This window comes from Niabella ginsenosidivorans (genome assembly GCF_001654455.1).
GTDB classification, from domain to species: domain Bacteria; phylum Bacteroidota; class Bacteroidia; order Chitinophagales; family Chitinophagaceae; genus Niabella; species Niabella ginsenosidivorans.
Window position 1 is genome coordinate 1,855,370 of sequence record NZ_CP015772.1, and the last position, 19,125, is coordinate 1,874,494.

Annotated in this window: 21 protein-coding genes; 12 read left to right on the top strand and 9 right to left on the bottom strand. The window is 45.5% G+C overall.

The features are described 5' to 3' along the window. Window positions 1–29 precede the first annotated feature (29 nt). The 5 genes from A8C56_RS07755 (at window position 30) to A8C56_RS07780 (ending at window position 4,161) form a co-directional block, all read left to right on the top strand. Window positions 30–254: a hypothetical protein gene (locus A8C56_RS07755; protein ID WP_067754148.1), complete on the top strand. Its 225-nt coding sequence runs from the start codon at window positions 30–32 to the stop codon at window positions 252–254. A gap of 183 nt (window positions 255–437) precedes the next feature. Continuing rightward, complete coding sequence (locus tag A8C56_RS07760; RefSeq protein ID WP_067761748.1) at window positions 438–2,558, top strand: catalase; 2,121 nt, start codon at window positions 438–440, stop codon at window positions 2,556–2,558. 53 nt (window positions 2,559–2,611) lie between these two features. Continuing rightward, on the top strand, window positions 2,612–3,145 hold the full coding sequence (locus A8C56_RS07765) for a YciE/YciF ferroxidase family protein (RefSeq protein ID WP_067754151.1): 534 nt from the start codon (window positions 2,612–2,614) through the stop codon (window positions 3,143–3,145). A gap of 84 nt (window positions 3,146–3,229) precedes the next feature. Next, window positions 3,230–3,448, top strand: a complete 219-nt coding sequence (locus tag A8C56_RS25465) for a LuxR C-terminal-related transcriptional regulator (protein WP_067754153.1) — start codon at window positions 3,230–3,232, stop codon at window positions 3,446–3,448. Window positions 3,449–3,759: 311 nt separating this feature from the next. Next, complete coding sequence (locus A8C56_RS07780; RefSeq protein WP_245645888.1) at window positions 3,760–4,161, top strand: VOC family protein; 402 nt, start codon at window positions 3,760–3,762, stop codon at window positions 4,159–4,161. Window positions 4,162–4,377: 216 nt separating this feature from the next. Here A8C56_RS07780 and A8C56_RS07785 read toward each other — a convergent pair whose 3' ends face one another. From A8C56_RS07785 to A8C56_RS07805, 5 genes are all read right to left on the bottom strand, one after another. Continuing rightward, entirely contained in the window at window positions 4,378–4,731 is a 354-nt protein-coding gene (locus tag A8C56_RS07785) for a nuclear transport factor 2 family protein (RefSeq protein WP_067754161.1), read from the bottom strand. 663 nt (window positions 4,732–5,394) lie between these two features. Further along, window positions 5,395–6,219, bottom strand: coding sequence for an MBL fold metallo-hydrolase (locus tag A8C56_RS07790; RefSeq protein WP_067754163.1), 825 nt, complete (start codon window positions 6,217–6,219; stop codon window positions 5,395–5,397). A gap of 612 nt (window positions 6,220–6,831) precedes the next feature. Then, window positions 6,832–7,218 (bottom strand): DUF6766 family protein, encoded by a 387-nt coding sequence (locus A8C56_RS07795; protein ID WP_067754165.1) that lies wholly within the window; start codon window positions 7,216–7,218, stop codon window positions 6,832–6,834. A gap of 67 nt (window positions 7,219–7,285) precedes the next feature. Further along, on the bottom strand, window positions 7,286–8,242 hold the full coding sequence (locus A8C56_RS07800) for an SDR family NAD(P)-dependent oxidoreductase (RefSeq protein ID WP_169818754.1): 957 nt from the start codon (window positions 8,240–8,242) through the stop codon (window positions 7,286–7,288). 188 nt (window positions 8,243–8,430) lie between these two features. Further along, window positions 8,431–9,945: an FAD-dependent oxidoreductase gene (locus tag A8C56_RS07805; RefSeq protein WP_067754168.1), complete on the bottom strand. Its 1,515-nt coding sequence runs from the start codon at window positions 9,943–9,945 to the stop codon at window positions 8,431–8,433. Between the two features lie 343 nt (window positions 9,946–10,288). On the opposite strand from A8C56_RS07805, the gene A8C56_RS07810 reads away from it, so the two are divergent. The 3 genes from A8C56_RS07810 to A8C56_RS07820 all read left to right on the top strand — a co-directional run bounded on the left by A8C56_RS07810 (window position 10,289) and on the right by A8C56_RS07820 (window position 11,619). After that, the gene (locus tag A8C56_RS07810) at window positions 10,289–10,534 is read left to right on the top strand and encodes a DUF305 domain-containing protein (RefSeq protein WP_067754173.1); all 246 of its coding nucleotides are present in this window, start codon (window positions 10,289–10,291) and stop codon (window positions 10,532–10,534) included. Between the two features lie 108 nt (window positions 10,535–10,642). Beyond that, entirely contained in the window at window positions 10,643–11,353 is a 711-nt protein-coding gene (locus tag A8C56_RS07815; RefSeq protein WP_067754178.1) for a type 1 glutamine amidotransferase domain-containing protein, read from the top strand. 35 nt (window positions 11,354–11,388) lie between these two features. After that, complete coding sequence (locus tag A8C56_RS07820; RefSeq protein ID WP_067754180.1) at window positions 11,389–11,619, top strand: hypothetical protein; 231 nt, start codon at window positions 11,389–11,391, stop codon at window positions 11,617–11,619. A 179-nt stretch (window positions 11,620–11,798) separates the two neighbouring features. Here A8C56_RS07820 and A8C56_RS07825 read toward each other — a convergent pair whose 3' ends face one another. Together A8C56_RS07825 and A8C56_RS07830 are read right to left on the bottom strand one after the other, a co-directional pair. Continuing rightward, window positions 11,799–13,073, bottom strand: coding sequence for an NRAMP family divalent metal transporter (locus tag A8C56_RS07825; RefSeq protein ID WP_067754183.1), 1,275 nt, complete (start codon window positions 13,071–13,073; stop codon window positions 11,799–11,801). Between the two features lie 264 nt (window positions 13,074–13,337). After that, window positions 13,338–13,508 carry a DUF1328 domain-containing protein gene (locus A8C56_RS07830; RefSeq protein WP_067754186.1) on the bottom strand — a complete coding sequence of 57 codons (171 nt, stop codon included), beginning with the start codon at window positions 13,506–13,508 and terminating at the stop codon, window positions 13,338–13,340. 204 nt (window positions 13,509–13,712) lie between these two features. On the opposite strand from A8C56_RS07830, the gene A8C56_RS24995 reads away from it, so the two are divergent. Next, window positions 13,713–13,808, top strand: coding sequence for a DUF6496 domain-containing protein (locus tag A8C56_RS24995; RefSeq protein WP_245645795.1), 96 nt, complete (start codon window positions 13,713–13,715; stop codon window positions 13,806–13,808). Between the two features lie 334 nt (window positions 13,809–14,142). On the opposite strand, the gene A8C56_RS25470 is transcribed toward A8C56_RS24995, so the two are convergent. Next, a complete protein-coding gene (locus A8C56_RS25470; RefSeq protein WP_394330814.1) occupies window positions 14,143–14,313 on the bottom strand; it encodes a hypothetical protein in 171 nt (56 codons plus the stop codon). Window positions 14,314–14,825: 512 nt separating this feature from the next. On the opposite strand from A8C56_RS25470, the gene A8C56_RS07840 reads away from it, so the two are divergent. From A8C56_RS07840 to A8C56_RS07850, 3 genes are all read left to right on the top strand, one after another. Beyond that, window positions 14,826–15,935, top strand: coding sequence for a sensor histidine kinase (locus tag A8C56_RS07840; RefSeq protein WP_067754191.1), 1,110 nt, complete (start codon window positions 14,826–14,828; stop codon window positions 15,933–15,935). Window positions 15,936–15,963: 28 nt separating this feature from the next. After that, window positions 15,964–16,314, top strand: coding sequence for a response regulator transcription factor (locus A8C56_RS07845; RefSeq protein WP_067754194.1), 351 nt, complete (start codon window positions 15,964–15,966; stop codon window positions 16,312–16,314). Window positions 16,315–16,550: 236 nt separating this feature from the next. Continuing rightward, window positions 16,551–17,333 carry a hypothetical protein gene (locus tag A8C56_RS07850; protein WP_067754197.1) on the top strand — a complete coding sequence of 261 codons (783 nt, stop codon included), beginning with the start codon at window positions 16,551–16,553 and terminating at the stop codon, window positions 17,331–17,333. A gap of 332 nt (window positions 17,334–17,665) precedes the next feature. Here the strand turns inward: A8C56_RS07850 and A8C56_RS07855 are convergent, their stop codons facing one another. Continuing rightward, window positions 17,666–18,979 (bottom strand): IS110 family RNA-guided transposase, encoded by a 1,314-nt coding sequence (locus tag A8C56_RS07855; RefSeq protein ID WP_067754200.1) that lies wholly within the window; start codon window positions 18,977–18,979, stop codon window positions 17,666–17,668. Window positions 18,980–19,125 lie beyond the last annotated feature (146 nt).

Consider the following 19,125-nt stretch of genomic DNA (forward strand, 5'->3'; position numbering starts at 1 on the left):
TATAATCATTTTTTAAATGCTGTTGATATATGAAAAATGGGTTTAATAACAAATCTTTATTAAAAGTGCTGTTTCAGAATGTTGAGCTGACCGGGGCTCCCAATATCAGTTTTACAGGGGATGCCATAGCTCATTGCGGGCCTTATTTAAAGGACGCCACTCATCTGAATCTTGACGAATGGGAATGGTATAAAGAGATGCGTGGAGGCGAAGAATTTTACATCATAACCAATTTAAAGCGGGCAATGCATTAATCCGATCAGGAACAGGTGCTGTTGCAGTTAAATCCTTTCATTAGGGTGGGCACGGGACGGCTTTCTTATGTTATTGATTATGGAATGCTTCAGAATACATGCAATTCCCGGCCCGGCATTTTAAAAATCCGGTGTAACTTTATTAAGACAGATTATGCAATTCCTAATTTAAAAACAACCAACATGGCTAAACGTTCTTCAAAAAAAGATCTGAAAACGGCAGATCTGCAGTCGTATACCACTGATGCTGCCAACCAGTTCATGACCACAGACCAGGGGCTAAAAATGAATGACGACCACAATTCCCTTAAGGCAGGAGACCGGGGAGGTACCCTCCTGGAAGACATCATCCTGCGGGAGAAGATTACGCATTTTGATCATGAGCGCATCCCTGAACGTATTGTTCATGCACGGGGCAGTGGCGCGCACGGTGTGTTCAGGTTAACCAAATCATTAAAACAGTATACAAAGGCTGCGTTTTTAACTGATACCACACAGGAAACCCCCGTGTTTGTCCGTTTTTCAACAGTAGCAGGCTCCCGCGGGTCTACAGATCTGGCCCGTGATGTACGGGGTTTTGCAGTCAAATTCTATACTACGGAAGGGAATTATGACCTGGTAGGAAATAATATTCCGGTGTTCTTTATTCAGGATGCTATGAAATTCCCGGACCTGGTGCATGCCGTAAAACCGGAACCCGATAATGAGATCCCCCAGGCGGCTTCTGCTCATGATACTTTCTGGGATTTTATTTCCCTTATGCCGGAAAGCACGCATATGATCCTGTGGGTCATGAGCGACCGGGCCATTCCGCGCAGCCTCCGGATGATGGAAGGATTCGGGGTGCACACTTTCCGGCTGATCAATGAAAAAGGAGCGGCGTGTTTTGTAAAGTTTCACTGGAAGCCGGTATTGGGCGTACATTCAGTAGCCTGGGACGAAGCGCAGAAAATCTCCGGCAAAGACTCCGATTTTCACCGGCGCGATCTTTGGGAAGCTATTGAAGAAGGCCGCTTTCCGGAATGGGACCTGGGCGTACAGATCATCCCGGAAAAAGAGGAGCACAGATTTGAATTTGACCTGCTGGACCCTACCAAGCTGGTGCCCGAAGAACTGGTACCGGTACAGATCATTGGCAGGATGACGCTGAACCGGAACCCGGACAACTTTTTTGCAGAGACAGAGCAGGTCATGTTCAGCCCTGCGCACCTGGTGCCGGGTATTGATTTTAGTAATGACCCGCTGCTGCAGGGGCGACTGTTTTCCTATACCGATACACAACTCTCGCGCCTGGGTGGGCCTAATTTTCACCAGATCCCCGTCAACCGGTCGGTGAACACGATTTATAATAATCAACGTGACGGGCACATGCAGATGCAGATTAACAAAGGGAAAGCGGCTTATTCGCCAAACAGTATTGGTGGCGGCTGCCCCTTCCTCTCCAGGGAAGCTGAAGGAGGGTTTACCAGTTATGCAGAGCGGATCGATGCCCGCAAAATAAGAGGCCGCAGCAAAAGCTTTCTGGATCATTTCAGCCAGGCGATCCTGTTTTATAACAGCCAGAGCGCCCCGGAGCAGCAGCACATAAAGGATGCCTTTAGTTTTGAATTATCCAGGGTAACCATTCCGGAAATACGGCAGCGGATGGTAAACACGCTCACCAATGTAAATAGGGAGCTGGCGCAATATGTAGCATCCAGATTAGGTTTGCCGGTTCCTAAAAAAGTAATGCCCGTTACAAATGGTGCGATACCGGCAGATGGGCTTCCGAAAGATTATAACCCTGTAAAGAAAAATCCGCCTGTTAAAAAATCAGCGGCTTTAAGTATGGCACAGGTAAAAAGCGGCACCATTGCTACCCGTTGTATTGCGGTACTGGCTGCCGATGGCACAGATGCGGCTATGGTGATGGAATTAAAAAAGAAAGCGGGAGCGAAAGGAGCTAAAATTAAAGTGATCGCGCCCCGTCTCGGCGCATTAAAAGCGTCTGATCATTCCATAATAAATGCAGATGAAACACTGTTTAACACGGCATCGGTTTTGTTTGATGCCGTTTATATACCCGGGGGAGCAAAAGCCATCGAAGCGCTCCTGGCTGAACCGGATGCCATTCATTTTGTCAATGAGCAATTCCGTCATTGCAAGGCAATCGGCGCCGCACCGGATGCGGCCCCGTTTATACAAAATACATTTGTAAAAGAGGGGGCCGGTATATCACTGAACGGAAATGTTGACCGGTTTTTAAAAGATCTTGGGCTGCACCGGTTCTGGGAGCGGGAAATGGAACGGAAAGTGCCGGCTTAAAACCGGCACATAATACAACAACTATTTTATGAACCAGATATAAATTCATCATTATGGCTAAAAAAACAAGCACTGCCGGAAAAGTGCCCGCAAAAAAAGAGGCAGCAGAAGCATTACAGGATTTTTTTGCAGATGGGCTTAAAGACATTTACTGGGCAGAAAAAGCACTGGTAAAAGCACTTCCTGAAATGCAGAAAAATGCATCTTCCGGAAAATTAAAAACAGCAATCGGGGATCATCTGGAAGAAACAAAGGGACAGGTGGCCCGGCTGGAAGAAGTGTTCCGGCTGATCGGGAAAAAGGCACAGGCCGCAAAATGCGACGCTATGGACGGCTTATTAAAGGAAGGCGATAGTATATTAAAAGAAACAAAACCAGGTGCCGTAAGGGATGCGGGTATCATTGCCGCCAGCCAGAAAGTGGAGCATTATGAAATAGCCACTTATGGAACACTGGCCACTTTTGCTGTTCAGCTGGGCCATAAGGAAGCGGCCAGATTGCTGCAGGATACCTTAAAGCAGGAAAAGAACTGCGACATCCTGCTTTCAAAGCTGGCAAAATCAGAAATAAACTTAAAAGCAAAATGATTCAATCCCCATGCCTTTGAAACAGAAAGCAACTGATCCGGCCGTATAGGCATTTTAAACCTTTGCCCGGTTGATAATTCAGGAATGTATGGGGTTGTGATAAAAGAGGCAGCCTATCTGTTAGGGTTGAGTACGCATACCGTTAAAAGTTATTATAAAAACATAATAAAAAAATTTAACGTAAACAGAACAGCCGACCTTATTGTATTTGCTATAAAAATGGATTCTATAGCTTCTCAAAATAACAGGGAGCCTTTCAACCACAACTTCATATGCTCTGCTGGCTGCCGCACCTGCCGGTAACTGGAATGAAAAAAGTAATCACCAGCAATTTAGCCCCGTACCGGATGTATTGCTGGTGAATCCGGCGTATATGATCTTACCGGTAAAAAAACTGGCTGGATCCGGTATCTGATTTCCCCCTCAGACTGTCGCAATCTGCCACCCTGCAAATCTGCCATGCCGCATACCTTTGAAAGTATAAATGTGTACAGAAGGCAAAGGAGTCCTGCTCAAAAGGGGAAAAAATAGCGGCAAAGATTACCGCACTATACCTGAAAATTTCTGCGAAGGAAAAAAACTTAAAAATAAAGCCATGGCACTTCAATCCACACATCAACTTCAACGGAAATGCCGAAGAAGCGTTCAATTTTTACAAATCAGTATTTGGCGGAGTGTTCACAAAGATTATCCGCTTCAAGGATTTATCAAATACGGAACATCCATTGGCAGAAAATGAAGCAAATAAGATAATGCACATTGCTTTACCAATTGGTAACAGCAGTTTAATGGGCAACGATGTTCCGGAATTTATGGGCCGGGTAAATGAAAATGAAAACAGGTCTAAAATATTTGTTAGTACAGAAAGTCGTGAAGAAGCAGATAAATTATTTAATGGGCTTTCAGCAGGCGGAACTGTTGAAATGCCAATTGGTGACAGCCCGTGGGGCTCCTATTTTGCTATGTTCAGAGACAAATTCGGTATTGAATGGATGGTAGAGTTTGCCCAAATATAGGAAACAACCGGCCTGTTTCAGGGAGGGTATTCTTATCTGTTTGCCGGAGCACATAAAATACTGTTGCCGCGGCAATGAATTGTTTGCGGGTACCCGGGCTTCCGGGCGGCATGCGCCTGATCAGTTTCCATAATAAAAAATGATAAGAACTGCCGGCTTCTGGTCATATAGCCGGCATTCAAAACCTGCAAAACAACTAAATCGGGCCAGGTATGATTAATAAAAGAATTGCTCGGAAATGATTTTTCCGTCCTTTACCTCGTATAATGCAATTTCATTCATCTGCATGCGGCCTTGTCCTTTTAAGGTAGCATCAAGCCCCATGGCGCAGGCAAAAAAGTTCCGCGCAACAATGGGAGGGGTGGTGTGCCCGCCATGCATCTCCTCAATCGCTTCATTGAAATTCTTTCCTTTTTCGCGTATGGCGTCCACGCCCTGAACAGAATTCCACGGGCTGTGCGCCGGCTCAATGCTTTTGGCATCAGCGGCGTATAACTCCGAATAAATAGTTTGGGAATCATGCTTTGAATCCAGTTCGTAAAAGCGATCGGCAATTTGTTGTGTTGTCATTGTAATATGTTTTAAACTGTTTTATAGTTCAAAATTAGCAGTGCATGGTGACAACGGTGTGTCAGGAGCCATAAGCAGGTTCGTTTGTAAAAAACAAGCAGCTTTCAATCCGGAAACCGTTTGTGCCTCAGCCGGGAACTATAAGTATTCTTGAAAAATAATTGTTTATAGAGGTCGTGCGCCCAATAAGTGTATTTTTAAAGGCAGTCCCATTCCCCGTGCTTTTTTACAGGGAATACAAATCTGAATGGATTTTCCGGGCTTTTGATGGCATATAAATGGTGGATAGTGCTTTGGACTGAATAATAATATGCAAGTGAAATTTATTATAGACCTATACAAAGCGTTACGGCTAAGTTGCCGGGCATTAAAAATTCCTAAAAGCGGATTGGATCTATTTTAGGATATAGCATTCCTGATACCCCCGGATTTCCAGGCAGCACCAAAAAGAAAGGGCCCGTGCCATTCAATGCTTCCGCAGAATTCGCAGAACAGCGCAGGCACCGTCCATCTGTGCTTCCGCCAATGGCGGAAGTCTGCGTTCCGAAGGTTCGGAACAGCGGGACGTAACACGACCAACAAAAAATCGTTGGTCTTCGGGAAACTTTTCGGTCTGATTAAAATGTCATTTCCGTATAAGATGGCGCTTTATTAAAAAATGGGTCAAAACAACGTCAGCTGTCCCAGCGTGAGCGGAACGCTGGAATGAGGCGCCTTATTACCTGAAACCCTGTACACCGGTGTTTCTTCGTACCGCGAGGCAATTACAATATGGGTAGTTGTTGCCTGCTTATGAAAAAGGTCATGAACCAGATCCGGGTGGTTATTGTCCGCAGAAAGATGGGAGAGGAACAGGTGGCTCATATGCGCCGGTCTGCAGGAAAGAAAAAGATCCAGTGCTTCTTTATTGGATAAATGCCCCAGGCCGCCGCGGATTCTTTTTTTAAGGTAATAGGGATACCGGCCCTTCTCAAGCATCTCCTCATCATAGTTGGCTTCCAGGAAAGCCGCATGACATCTTTTGAAATGAGCACTGATCTTTTCGCAAACTTTCCCGATATCTGTAAAAATGCCGATACAGGTATGATGATCCTCTACCGTAAAGCTGTGCGGGTCTGCGGCATCATGATATTTCAGGAAGGCACTGACCACGAGCGCGCCGATGTGGACGGGTGTTCCTGCGCACAGTGGCCGTACCAGGTCCGGGTCCAGCTGCAAGCCTGCCTGACGCAGCGTTCCCGGAGAAATGTATACGGGGAGCTGGTGCTTACGGGATAGCACTTCCAGGCCCCTGATATGGTCGCTGTGCTCGTGCGATATGAATATCGCTTTTACTTTTTTCATCGCCAGCCCCAGCCGGTACATTCTTTTCTCTGTTTCCCGGCAGGATAAGCCGGCATCAATCAATACCGCCTCCTCATCGTTACCAATATAATAACAGTTGCCATTGCTGCCGGAATTAAGCGCCGTAATATAAAGGCTGGTCATGCTGCAAAATACGCTGTTTTAGTTAAACAGCTGCAACCTTGCCTGACCCAATAATACCATTCAGACTTTTAAATGGCGCCAGGTGAAGGCATGTCAGGCTGAGATACTCAAAAGAGCGTTGGGGCGACAATTTTTTCAATCGTCATCCCGGGCGTAGCCCGCGATAACGGGAGAAGCCGGTGGAATCTCTGTATTACCAGAGAGATTCCACCGTTCCATCCGGCCGGAATAACGTTCCTTATGTAGAGTCATTTCCAACAACTTCCAATACTTGTCATTAACAGCCTGACGAAGCCTGATCACCCTTCGTCAATCCCGATAGATCCGGGACCGGGTAACCGTGTTCTTTTAATGTCGAAATAGTATAACATTTCAATTAAACAAAAAAAAGATGGCGATACCTCTTTTTAATAAGGCCAAGGCTGCAAATGCCGGCCTCCCGCACTTATCCACCCATTCACATGGGAAGTAAAAAAAGTAAACCCGGAATAGATTCCTCATAATGAGAACCTGTTGTTCATAAAATGCACGGCTACCAGCTTTTGCAGAAAAGTTGCATTGCTGCGAAGACCGGAATGCTGTCGGGGCACATTACCGGATGAATGTTGCTGCTTAATGATCCGGATACTTTTGCTTCCATTCGCTCAGGAGTTGTTCTGCTTTTTCCGGCTCCAGTTTGCGAATAATATAATCCAGCTTTTCTTCTTTGCGCTCATCTCCTTCTTTCGATTGCGGCGACCCGCAATACCATAAAAATGAGAGCCCTGCTACCTGCCAGATCAGTTGCAGAAACTCTGATTGCCAGTTTTCCATGGTATCTCTTATCATTTCAACAACGTATCCGCTTATCTCCGGCTGCCGGCCATGCTCCATCTGGTCACTTATATACGCTTTCCAGCCAAATCCCCAATGAAGGGCTAATGAAAGAATAAATAGTGCAAGCGTTACCCACAGGTAACCTTTGCGTTTCAGGACCGGATATCTTTTATTTGTTACCATATTTGTTTATTGATTCGTTTTAAAAGCTTTGACGACGGTCCGATATCAAATCGGCATCAGGAAACAGCTACCGGCGGCCTGGTATTTTCTGGGCCTTTTCCTTCTTCATTCTTTCCCGGATATCTGTTTCGACCTGCGTTGGTGGCAGGGATTGAAACAGATTTCCGGGTGAAGGCGGCATTGCAGGCGCTTCCTTCATTTGGTATTTGTATACAATATTGGCCGAAATTCTGTGAGCAAGCGCCGGGAATAATTGATGAACAGCATAAGCAACCTTTGTTTTCCACCCCACGGCTATATCCCGGCTTCGGGATGATACGGCAGCCTGCAGTACCACATTTACCACTTTGGGAACCCTGTCCAGTAAACCCATACGGGGCGCATGCCCGCTATAGCTGGCTGCATGATCCCAGATGGGTGTGTTCAATGCCCAGGGATCTATAGATAGTACCTGAATCTTTTGCAACCCGGCCAGGCGCAACTCCTGGCGCAGACCAATGTCCATGTTTTTTATGCCTGCCTTTGCAGCAACGTATGCCGCCTGGTAAGGCGTTGGCAATACACTTTCTGCTGATGCTATATTTATCAGCTTTCCATAGCCCTGCAGCCGGAATTGCTGTATAGCTTCATAACTGCAGTACAGCGTGCCTTTCAGATTTACATCGATGATGCGGCTATGGTCCTTTAGGGGAACATCCCAGAGGCACCCGATGGCTGTAACGCCAGCATTGTTTACCCAAACATCGATCTTTTTCCAACGGGCAACGGTGCCGGCCCGTAACTGCCTGACGGCTGTGGTATCACTGATATCTGTTGGCGCTACCCATGCCTCACCGCCATAACTCCTGATCTGCGTGGCCACCGCTTCCAGATCTTCCCGGCTGCGGGCGGCAAGTACCACCCGCGCTTTATATTTAGCTGCTTCCACGGCTATTCCCCGCCCCAGGCCGCCTGAAGCTCCAGTAATTACCCATACCTGATTGTCAACCCTGCGTTGTTTAGAACGGCTTAAACGATGCGTCATACAACCTGTTGAAAGGGAATACGCAAAAAAGAGCATTATTAAGATATGGTATCTGTTAAGTGGCATATATCAACCTGCAGGCGAGCCTTTGCAGAAGATTTAAATGAAACATCTAAATAACTGGCTGATGAGTAACATCTCTGCTGCTTTTGCTGATACTCTGTATAGTTAAGTAAAGCCTGAAATTGTCATCTGTTTAACTGCCGTAATTTTTTTTGAGACGGTCCGTTCAATACCGCGCCTGTACTATCAAAACGGGATCCGTGGCAGGGACAATCCCAGCTCCGCTCTGCATTGTTCCACTGCACCAGGCAGCCGGCATGTGGACATACAGGGTCCAATGCAAAGATGTTGCCTTCTTCATTTTTGTAAACGGCGATCGGTTGACCTCCCTGTTTGACCACACGCCCTTCCCCGATGCCAAGCCCTGCAAATGCTTCCGGTACTTCCACAGATAAGCGGTCTCCTATAAAATGCCGCACCACGTCCGCGTTTTCTTTAATAAAATTGCTGAAGCCCGCCACTGGCTTAATGCGGGATGGAGCCAGCAAGGTCTTATAAGGGTTGTCATTGCCGGTAATAAGATTGCAAAGAATGCGGCCGGCCAGCGTGCCAAAGATCATCCCGTTCCCGCTATAGCCGGTTGCTGTATACAGGTGATCGTTGTTCCCGGGCAACCGGCCGATATAAGGCAACCCGTCGGCAGGTTCATAATACTGTGACGACCACCGGTAGGGGATAGATGCTATCCGGAAAAACTTTGCAGCATAGGCTTCCAGTTCACGAAAGAGCTGTCCGGTATTGTCCGCATGCCCGGTTTTATGGTCGCAGCCGCCCACAATCAACAGCGGCGCTCCCTGGTGCCGGGCCGTTCTGAAATAATGATAGGGATCTTCTATATCATAGACCAGCGCATCGGGGTAGGAATGATCTGCAAGCCGGATTCCCAGAACATAGGAGCGGTAAGGGGCACACCGGAAATGCAGCAGGTTGATGCCCGGAGGAATATGGGTAGCGTATACGACGTCTGCCGCGCTATACCTGCCGTTCGCAGAATATACTTCCTGGATTCCTTCCTTTTGCACAACTTTCTGAACCGGGGCTCCCGTTCTTATTGCTCCTCCCGCCTCCAGGAATTGATGCAATAAGGCCTTTAAATATTTTAAAGGATGCAACTGCGCCTGCCCCGGAAATTGTATAGCTGTTGTAAAAGGTACCGGTAACGGGATTGAAGAGCCGGGCGCTGCTTCGATCCCTGCCGTGCGCATCCCTTCCAGCATTTTTCCCAGCTCATCATCTTCCTTTTCGTTTTGCGCATATAAATAACCCTTTTTTTCTTCAAAATCACAATCGATCTCGTATGCTTTTATATGTTCTTTAATCAGGCCAATAGCCTCTTTAGCGCCTTGTGCCACCAGCCGGGAGCTCGCTGTTCCGAATTTTTTAATAAGCTCCGGATAGGAGGTGTCCAGAACGGTATTCAGATGTGCTGTGGTAGCGGAAGAAGTGCCAAAGCAAACCGTATGCGCTTCAAGGATCAGGCATTTTTTTCCGGCCTGTTGTAAGAATAAACCCGTTGTAATGCCCGTGATCCCTGCGCCAGCAATAATGACGTCGAATGGCGCTTTTGTATCCGGGCTTTGAGGAATACGGATCTCGAAATTGTCCTGCCAGGGGGTGGTGGTAAAAGCGTCTCTGTCCATAACATAATGATTAAAGGATTAGAGGAAAAAAGCAGTTCAGGAAAGCATCCCTGCTGTCAGAGAACGGCCGGTAAAATACCTCTAATAGTAATGTCCGGGTTCATTAAAATTTTTCAAACATTATACCATAACTGAACCGGCCGGCGATGTGCCTGTAATGGACAGAAACAAACGGCGCTGATTCACGTATTGTAGAAAACGTTTCCCATTTATTGGCTTTACCGGCCCCAATGATCCGCAGGTTCCGTTAAAACCTGCTGTAAACAGCCTTGAATAATCCGGGTATGGTAATTGCCTGTACCGTTATGTATTCCGGGGTTAAAAATCATTCAACAAAAAAGATATGAAAATTGTCATAAAGTCGCTGGTCACGGACCCAGGAGTAAAAGCGTTCGGTAAAATGATGGGAACAGACCATTCAGAGCCCAATAACGAATTGAACAGGATTGCAGCAGGTCTTTCTTCAAAGAGCGGAGCCGGTTTGGGCAGGCCCTGTATAAAACAAATGGCCGGAAGTCATGAAAAAAAGGTCCGGCTTTTGAAAATGCCCGACAGCAGGTACAGGATAGCGCTGCCGGGGCATTTGTAATAAATACACTGCCCGTATTACGATCTCATTGTAACATGCCCGGGGCTGCAAAAGGCAAAGTAATTCCGGGTGTTGAACCTTTTATTTTATTGTGTAAAACCTGTTCTGATGAAGCGGATACTAATGGTAGTAACCTCTCATGCCAAAATGGAAAATACAAAAAGCACCACCGGCGTTTGGCTGGGGGAATTTACTGACCCGTATTACGAATTTACCGATGCGGGGTGGGAGGTAAGGCTGTGCAGCCCGGCAGGCGGACGCCCGCCGGTTGACCCGCTCAGTACACTGACCGGAAATATTACAGCGTCTAACCGGCGCTTCAGTGATGATCCGGAGGCAAGGCTTGCCTTTGAAAATACTTATATGCTCGATGAAATTGACCCTACACAATATGACGCCGTTTTTTATCCGGGCGGCCATGGCCCGCTGTGGGACCTGGCATCTAATGAACTCAGCGGGCGTTTGATTTTATCTTACCTGAAAGCAGGTAAACCTGTGGCCGCTGTTTGTCATGGCCCTGCGGCTTTGATTATGGCTGCGGAATTACAACCCGGACTGTTAAAAGGAAAAAAAATCGCAGCTTTTACCAATGAAGAGGAGGTGCTGACATTCCGGGTAAATCACATACCTTATAAATTGGAAAACAGGCTTAGAGAGCTGGGTGCTGATTTTAGCAGTGCTGCTTTGCCGTTTGCCGGTCATGTGGTGATGGATGGGTTATTGATCACCGGCCAGAACCCGCTTTCAGCAGCGCCCGCTGCCCGCCGGCTCATCAACCTGATGAGCGACCGGGCTGCATATGTGCAGCATCAGGTATAAATACAACTTTCGTTCTGTATCAGAATAAGTAATAGTTGTTCCCGGATCCGGCCGGCGAAGTGAGGGCTGCAGGTTGGTGGCGTATCAGTAATGAGGGCTTCAGCAGGCGCGCCTGCTACAGGCCGGTTGCGCTGGCACATACGGTTTATCTGCGCTTCCGCCAGAGGCGGGAGAGCTGCATTGTCAGCGGGCTGTTCGTGATCATGGTATTAACAGTGCCCGCATTACTGGTGCAGCGGCCATCGTTCTTTTTGAGCGCACGTTAATAGATAAACAGATCTTTTGTGTTTTCACAGCTGACTGACCGCATAATTACTGCAACGACCGGGCACCTGAGCTGCAAAAACGCTTGCAGCTATTTATCAGTGCCTGCACATTCTATGTTGCAAAATGCAGTGCCGGAGGCACATTTGTGAATTAGCGGCAGTTAAACAGCAAGCCCGGATTAAGAGCTCAGTTGAAAATAAAGCAGCGCAATGATTGCCAGGGTCATTATAATGAATGTAAGAATACCCATCACATTAGAGAACGTGCCGTTGGTATATGCTTTCATAATCTTCCTGTTGTTGCAGATATGCACAATCACTGCAATCATAACCGGCGCTGTGATCCCGTATAGCACGGCAGTATATACCAGCATTTTTAAGGGGCTTATTCCTGTCAGGTCAATGGCCAGGCCAACAAGGAGTGAAAAAATCACCACCAGGTAAAACCCCGGGGCCTGATAAAACTTTTTATCCAGCCCTTGCTTCCAACCAAAGGTTTCTGCCACAATATAAGACAGGGAGCCGGAGAGTATGGGTATTGCAAGGAAACCGGTGCCGATAACGCCAACCGCAAATATGATATAGGACATGCTCCCTGCCAGTGGCTCCAGGGCTTTGGCAGCCTGTTCTACTGTATCAATTTGTTTAATATGACCGTGCAGCACCATGCCCGTTGTAAGTATAATAAAGAACATGACCAGGTTGGAGGCAAACATACCGGTTCTTACGTCCTGCTTCATATCGCTGATTACCTGTTTGTTAACGAAGATTTTTGATGCCGTTTTTTTCTTGTCTTCTGCCTCCATAGTGGCCTGCCAGAAAAATAAATAGGGTGAGATCGTGGTGCCCAGAATGGCAACAAATATTTCCAGGAAGTCTTTATCAAACCGGATGGCCGGTACAAAAGTGTGTTTTATTACGTCCATCCAGTCAGGTTTTAGCAGGAAAGGAACAATAATATACAGCAGCATACTCAGGCAGAGCCATTTCAGGATATTTGCTATTCTTTGATACGAAAATTTTACAATGGCGAATAATAATAAAGCCGTAAACAGAATACAGAATACAAAGGAAGGGATAAAAGGAAACAATAAATGGCTTACTGCGCCCATGCCTGCAATATCGGAACCAATATTCAATACCGTAGCCGGCACACTGAATATGAGCATCATGTACAGAATAAATTTTGGGTAATGCTTCTTCAGGGTGGTGGTTAGCCCGGCAGAGGTAACGATCCCGATTTTTGCGCACATTGCCTGTACTGATGCCATGAGCGGGAACGTGATTAACGCTGTCCAAAGCGTTTGAAACCCGAAAAGCGTACCAGCCTGGGAATAGGTTGCAATTCCTGACGGGTCATCGTCTCCGGCGCCGGTTACAAGGCCCGGGCCTAAAATTTTAATAAAATGCCTGAAACGCGATTTTTTTTCCTGATCCTTTTTTTTCTGCTGCATATTTAAATAGTTGACATGATAACGCCTACTAAAAAAGCACCCTGTTTCAAAGGTGCTTTTTAACGAACCGGTACCTGATTTCAGCTGTTCATTTTTGTTTTAATTATTTCTGCTCTCACCTGTTTGGGTAATGATCAGTTTGGGAAAAAGCCGGTCAGTTACTCCCGGAATGCGCTTTGGTTTTTTAGTTTTTCCTGTAATAATTATTCCGGATCAAAGCGGCTGATCCCGCCTTTCAATTCATGAGCCGGCAGGCACCGGATCCTATTCCCCGGCTTTACTGTTGCGGCCCATAAAAAAGGAAATAAGCAGGAGAACAATAAATATATAAAATACGATTTTTGCAATACCCGCAAAAGCGCTGGCAATTCCGGTAAAACCCAGAACGGCTGCAATAAGCGCAATAATGAGGAAGGTAATTGTCCAGCGTAGCATAAGGAATCATTTAAGGTAAAAGAATTTGCTGTTATAAGATCAACAATCATACCATTATATAATCATTTAAGTATAGATGCCGGCTTCCGTTTGCCTGATTGATGCTGGCAGCATTTTTGTTTTTCTGTTCAACAAAACAGGTTAAAATTTTTACTGTGGCCGGGTATTCAAAAAAAGCAGGCGATGAGGTAGAGAAAGCGATGCATGAAAAAAAGAAGGAAAGTTACCAGCCGTAAACAGGCCATCGCAATGGAATGGCCCGAAGCCAGAAAAGCAGGTGCCCAAAAATCAAAAGAATGATAAACCGGCAATACCTGGTTCAATTCAGGAGATCTTTTCTTATTATTTCAAACAACCATAATTTGAACAATCTGTCTCCGGTTTTCCCAATAGTGTCATAAGTTATTGGCGTAAACAATCTACAATCGGGGAAATAATTCCTCATTTTAGAAATGTTTTTAAATAAAGGCCGGGCGTAATATTTTAAGTAAACTCTAAATTAGCCTGCTCTAAACACAAAAGAGGTTATCCGTTTTCTGGATGACCTCTGCTTTTTAACTTTTAAATTAACCAGGCCGGTACCCCTCTGTATTTAAGCATACACCCTTAACCACTTCACCACCATTTACATGGATCACCTTGCCGGTGATAAAGAAGCGTCATCTGATGCCAGGAAAACACAGGCGGGGCCTAATTCTGAAGGTTGGCCGGCACGTTTCATGGCCGTTTCACTTCCAGATTCCTTTATCTTTTTGCTGTCGAATGATGAAACGATGAGCGGTGCCCACACCGGCCCCGGCGCCACTCCGTTTACCCTTATTTTCTTTTGGCTCAGATTGTTGCCAATGAGCGGGTAAACTATGCTAAGGCGGACAGGGAGCAAGGCTTCCCGCTGCAGGAAAAGATCAGCTGTTTACGTGCAACGGTTTCTGTTTTACTGCATTTGTGCGTAGTATTTTTCACCTTTCTTTCTTCATATGGTCCCTGTTTTCCGGGGCAATGGGATTGATAAGGGGCTTTAAAAATATTTTCAGTGAAAGGCCCCCGCAAAATTCTGTAAAGTATAACCTTTTTTATAAGGAATCCCTAAACCTGGATTTTCATAAAAACAGCCAAAGGGGCAGCGGAGAGCTCTGCAGTAACCAGTGCAGGAAAAATTTGCAGATTTAAATAGGGGCGCTATTTTTAATGAGGCGCTGACAGCACGTGGAATATTTTTTGCGCCAAATATCAGCGTAGGTAAGAATAGCTTCGTCGGTTTGGATATCCGTTGCAGGTTATGCGCAGGCCTCCGGCTGTCATATAGATTTTTATAAAATGCATATTCAAAATTCTGTTTTATTGGCTGAAGAAAAGCAGGCCCTCCTGGCGGCGATTGTATCCTCGTCTCAGGACGCCATCATAAGCAAAACGCTGAAAGGCATTGTTACCAGCTGGAATCCTGCTGCTGAACGCCTGTTCGGCTATCAGGAATATGAAGCGCTGGGAAAGCATATCTCACTGATTATACCGGAAGACCACATACATGAAGAAGATTTTATTCTGCAGCAAATATCCAAAGGGTTGCGTATAGAGCATTTTGAAACAATACGGATAACAAAGGATGGTAAGCGCATCCCCATCTCGTTAACTGTATCGCCGGTACTTAACCAGCGCGGGGAAATTACCGGGGCGTCTAAAATTGCGCGCGATATCTCCGGGGATATTGCTGCCAAACAGGAAAAAGAGCAGCTTTATGAGGAGATTAAAATGCTCAATAAAAAGAAAGATGAATTTATTGCATTGGCCACTCATGAGTTAAAAACGCCTATAACCTCTTTGCGCGGATTTTTGGAACTGTTGCAGCTAAACGTTGCCCGGAACAGTACCACCGCAGGTTTGCTTGAAAGATGTGCACGGCAGGTAAATAAATTAAACATATTGCTGAATGATCTGTTAGATGTTTCCCGGCTCCAGCTCGGGAAATTGCAGCTTCGGTATGAATATTTTGATATTGTTGCAATGGCAGGGGAAGTGCTTTCCGGCTTCCATCATTTTAACAAACATACATTCAGCTTTAAGAGCCAAAAGCTGGTAATTGTTTATGCGGACCGGATCCGACTGGAACAGGTGCTTACCAACCTACTTGGTAATGCAGTAAAATATGCCCCGAAGGGAGGGAAAGTTCAGGTAAAAATATGGGAATCGGGCAGTAATGTTTATGTATCAGTCAGCGACGAAGGAATTGGTATTGACCGTGAGCATTTGGCTGGGATTTTTGACCGGTTTTACCGCGCTGTTAATTCCCGTTCCAATATTTCCGGGTTAGGTATCGGCTTATACATCAGCAGAGAAATCGTGGTGCGGCATGGGGGAACTATAGAAGTAGAAAGTCAAAAAGGCATTGGATCTGTTTTTACTTTTTCGATTCCTCAAAAACGCCGTTAAAAGTAGTTTCAGCAAATAATTTATACGTGTGAAAAAAGATGTTTTAATTATAGAGGACGATAATGATACAGGCTATCTGGTAGCGTATGTCCTGAAAGGTGCACACTACGAGGTCAGGAGGGGGGCTTCTGCCAGTGACCTGGAGTTTGAACTTTCTGCAAAGCTCCCTGATGTTATTCTGCTGGACATCATGCTTCCGGACGGCAATGGTATTGATCTGTGCAGGAAGATAAAAAAGAGCAAATTAACCAGCCATATACCGGTGATCATCATGTCGGCACACCAGTCCGGTAATTTGGAAGCGGCCCGGGCCGACGGGTTTATTAATAAGACGTTTCGTATCATGGAAGTTATCGCATCTGTTAAAAGGGTTTGTTAAGGAAGGATGCACTTTATGTGTGCCTATGGCGGTAAAGGGTTTATAGCAGCGTTGAATGCCACGGCAATGGTTGCAGCAAGTGACGCACCTGCATCCTGCGCCCTCCCGCTATAGTAGCAAAGCCGGGCTAAAGTAAACTTGTATGCCTCTGTTGATTTTTGTATTTTTAATTTTACGGAAGTATAAGAAATTCCGTTTCATCCCCTGGCGATGAGAAGATTTATAGATATTGATCAATGATACAACAGGAATTTGCAACTAAGGCGAAGACAATTTTAGAGAAGGATGCCACTGTTCTTGGTTTGGCTGTTGGCGGCTCCTGGCTGACAAATGAAATGGATGCGTTCTCTGACCTGGACCTGATTCTTGTAACCCGTGAGAACGTTTCAGGCAATAAGGAGCTAATGCTTGATTATGCAAAAAGATTAGGGAGCTTTTTGTCTGGGTTTACCGGTGAACATGTGGGGGAACCCGGCCTTTTAATTTGCCTTTACGACCAGCCCCTTTTGCACGTTGACCTGAAATTTGTAACACCTGAAGCCTTTCGGACACGTATTGAGACGCCGGCCCTGCTATTGGACAAGGAGGGGCAACTTAAAAAGGCGATTAACCATTCACGCGCAACGTTTCCATATCCGGACTATCAATGGATTGAAGACAGGTTTTGGATCTGGATCCACTATGCCTTACTAAAAATCGGGCGCGGCGAGTATCTTGAAGCATATGACTTTTTGGGATTTCTGCGGAGAGTGGTTTTCGGGCCTTTGCTTCATATAAAAAATAAAAACCTGCCCCGTGGTGTCAGAAAAGTGGAAACAGGGTTAAGTACCGGGGATTTAGCCAAACTAAAGCGCACCCTTCCTATATACGACAGGCAATCCCTGTTAAACAGTTTCCGGAACGCTGTGTCCTTATACAGGCAATTAAGAATTGCGCTCTATGACAACAGTATAAATTTACAGGACAATACAGACAAAAAAGTGATGGAATATTTTGAAGCCATTGAAAACCGGAAATAGACAAAGTGCGCCGGTTATTGGAATCCGGCTTTATTGAATGGCTGAGTGAAGGATAAAGGCAACTGCGGCCCACAATGACCTGAACCTGGCAAAGCCTGTTTATTCTGAGCAGGAACACTGATTAATTGATATATGAAGTGTTGTTACTTAAAATTATACCGTTTAGGCTTTTAAATGGTTCAACAAGCTGTTAATGACAAGTGTTGTAAGTTATTGGAAATGAATCTACATAAGGAACGTCATTCCGAATGGAGCAGAGCGGAATGAGCGGAGGAATCTCTCTGAGAATACAGAGATCCCTCGGCTGCGCTGCCAATGACATATTATTTAATTCATTGTATTTCAATGATCTTTAATCCGTGTTTTAAAGCCAGTTTTTGTAAATAGTTTTGTTCACGCTGTTTTAATTGCTGTTCATATTTTGCAATACCCTGTTCCACGTATTGCGTTCCCTTTGTTAGCAGGTTATAAAAGGCTTCCGCTATTTTTCTGGCACCTGCTTTGATCGCTATTCGTGCATTCTTTCTGCTCTTAAGTTTTCTGATAAAAGCTCCTATTGCCACATACTTACTATTGAGTAATGCCTGGGCTATTTCCCGGAAGGTCTGACCGGCATTAGAATGATTGTTCATTTTCGATTTTCTGCTTTTTAAACCACTTTGGTTATGGCCCGGACAAAGGCCACACCAACTTACAAAATGTTTTGCCGTTGGGAATCGGCTCATGTCTGCTCCCACTTCTCCCAACAATTTCAGCAGTGTATAATCGGTGATACCAGGAATACAATTGGCATCTGCACCATAAATATTTAGTAATTTCTGATGCAGGCCGGTTATCATGGGCTTGTGATGCCGTATTGGCTTGGCTTTGTGTTCACTTGTAATGAACTGTTTGCCATGCTCAAGATTACACAACAAGCCTTCGATATGTTTATCAATAAGCAACAGTTGTTGCTGATGAACCTTCCAAAGATTTAAGCTTTGTTCTAATAGAAACAACCAGCTTTCATTATAATGGCCTTCCAGCGCATTGATTACCTGCTGTGCTTTCTTTTCACGGATGCTTACGTGACACAGAGACAGCAGCTTTTCTTTATTGCGTTCTCCGTTTAAGATGGCTTCGATCATCCGGATCCCGCTTGTCCCATTTATCTGACAAATCACTTCTGTGAGTTTTATATTCATTAACTCCAATGCTTTTTGCATCTTATTTACATAGGTACTTCCCATACTAATAAGATCTTCCCGCTCCCGGATCATCATGCGCAACTCCTTTAACTTTCCTGAGGGTATATAGCTTTGCCGTACCAGGCCTGCACTAAACATTTTTTGCATCCAGCACGCATCTTTTACATCGGTTTTTCTACCCTTTACCTGTTTTACTTCTTTAGGATTTACAAGGCAGACTTCCATGCCTGCTTCCTCCAGCATCTGGTGTAAGGCTATCCAGTAAATACCCGTTGCTTCCATACAAACCCGTTTTATTTTCTGTTGCAGGAGCGCTTCAATGCATTGCCGATAGCCAGTCGTAAATGTATCATAGCTTTTTACCGTAACCCCGTCAGTGGAAACGAAAATCTTTTTGGAGCCGATATCTATGGCTGCTGCATCTGGATTTTGTTGCTCAAACTCAATTACCTTTGACATAACAACTTTTTAAGAGTTAATAAAAAGCAGGCTACAGCCCAAAGAGGTTCTTAAAAAGGCAAGCTGCCAAACGGGAATACTGCCTGATACAGTATCACCAAACATTGATGGACCATTCTTTGAAGCAATGCTCAGGGTCAGGTACT

What these genes read in the sequence shown, in the direction of transcription:
- A8C56_RS07790 (WP_067754163.1), bottom strand. Translation starts at nt 6,219, where the DNA reads ATGACCAGCCTTTATATTACGGCGCTTAATTCCGGCAGCAATGGCAAC.
- A8C56_RS07785 (WP_067754161.1), bottom strand. Translation starts at nt 4,731, where the DNA reads ATGACAACACAACAAATTGCCGATCGCTTTTACGAACTGGATTCAAAG.
- A8C56_RS07850 (WP_067754197.1), top strand. Translation starts at nt 16,551, where the DNA reads ATGATACAACAGGAATTTGCAACTAAGGCGAAGACAATTTTAGAGAAG.
- A8C56_RS24995 (WP_245645795.1), top strand. Translation starts at nt 13,713, where the DNA reads ATGAAAAAAAGAAGGAAAGTTACCAGCCGTAAACAGGCCATCGCAATG.
- A8C56_RS07810 (WP_067754173.1), top strand. Translation starts at nt 10,289, where the DNA reads ATGAAAATTGTCATAAAGTCGCTGGTCACGGACCCAGGAGTAAAAGCG.
- A8C56_RS07755 (WP_067754148.1), top strand. Translation starts at nt 30, where the DNA reads ATGAAAAATGGGTTTAATAACAAATCTTTATTAAAAGTGCTGTTTCAG.
- A8C56_RS07815 (WP_067754178.1), top strand. Translation starts at nt 10,643, where the DNA reads ATGAAGCGGATACTAATGGTAGTAACCTCTCATGCCAAAATGGAAAAT.
- A8C56_RS07800 (WP_169818754.1), bottom strand. Translation starts at nt 8,242, where the DNA reads ATGACGCATCGTTTAAGCCGTTCTAAACAACGCAGGGTTGACAATCAG.
- A8C56_RS07760 (WP_067761748.1), top strand. Translation starts at nt 438, where the DNA reads ATGGCTAAACGTTCTTCAAAAAAAGATCTGAAAACGGCAGATCTGCAG.
- A8C56_RS07825 (WP_067754183.1), bottom strand. Translation starts at nt 13,073, where the DNA reads ATGCAGCAGAAAAAAAAGGATCAGGAAAAAAAATCGCGTTTCAGGCAT.
- A8C56_RS07830 (WP_067754186.1), bottom strand. Translation starts at nt 13,508, where the DNA reads ATGCTACGCTGGACAATTACCTTCCTCATTATTGCGCTTATTGCAGCC.
- A8C56_RS07805 (WP_067754168.1), bottom strand. Translation starts at nt 9,945, where the DNA reads ATGGACAGAGACGCTTTTACCACCACCCCCTGGCAGGACAATTTCGAG.
- A8C56_RS07855 (WP_067754200.1), bottom strand. Translation starts at nt 18,979, where the DNA reads ATGTCAAAGGTAATTGAGTTTGAGCAACAAAATCCAGATGCAGCAGCC.
- A8C56_RS25465 (WP_067754153.1), top strand. Translation starts at nt 3,230, where the DNA reads ATGTATGGGGTTGTGATAAAAGAGGCAGCCTATCTGTTAGGGTTGAGT.
- A8C56_RS07840 (WP_067754191.1), top strand. Translation starts at nt 14,826, where the DNA reads ATGCATATTCAAAATTCTGTTTTATTGGCTGAAGAAAAGCAGGCCCTC.
- A8C56_RS07765 (WP_067754151.1), top strand. Translation starts at nt 2,612, where the DNA reads ATGGCTAAAAAAACAAGCACTGCCGGAAAAGTGCCCGCAAAAAAAGAG.
- A8C56_RS07795 (WP_067754165.1), bottom strand. Translation starts at nt 7,218, where the DNA reads ATGGTAACAAATAAAAGATATCCGGTCCTGAAACGCAAAGGTTACCTG.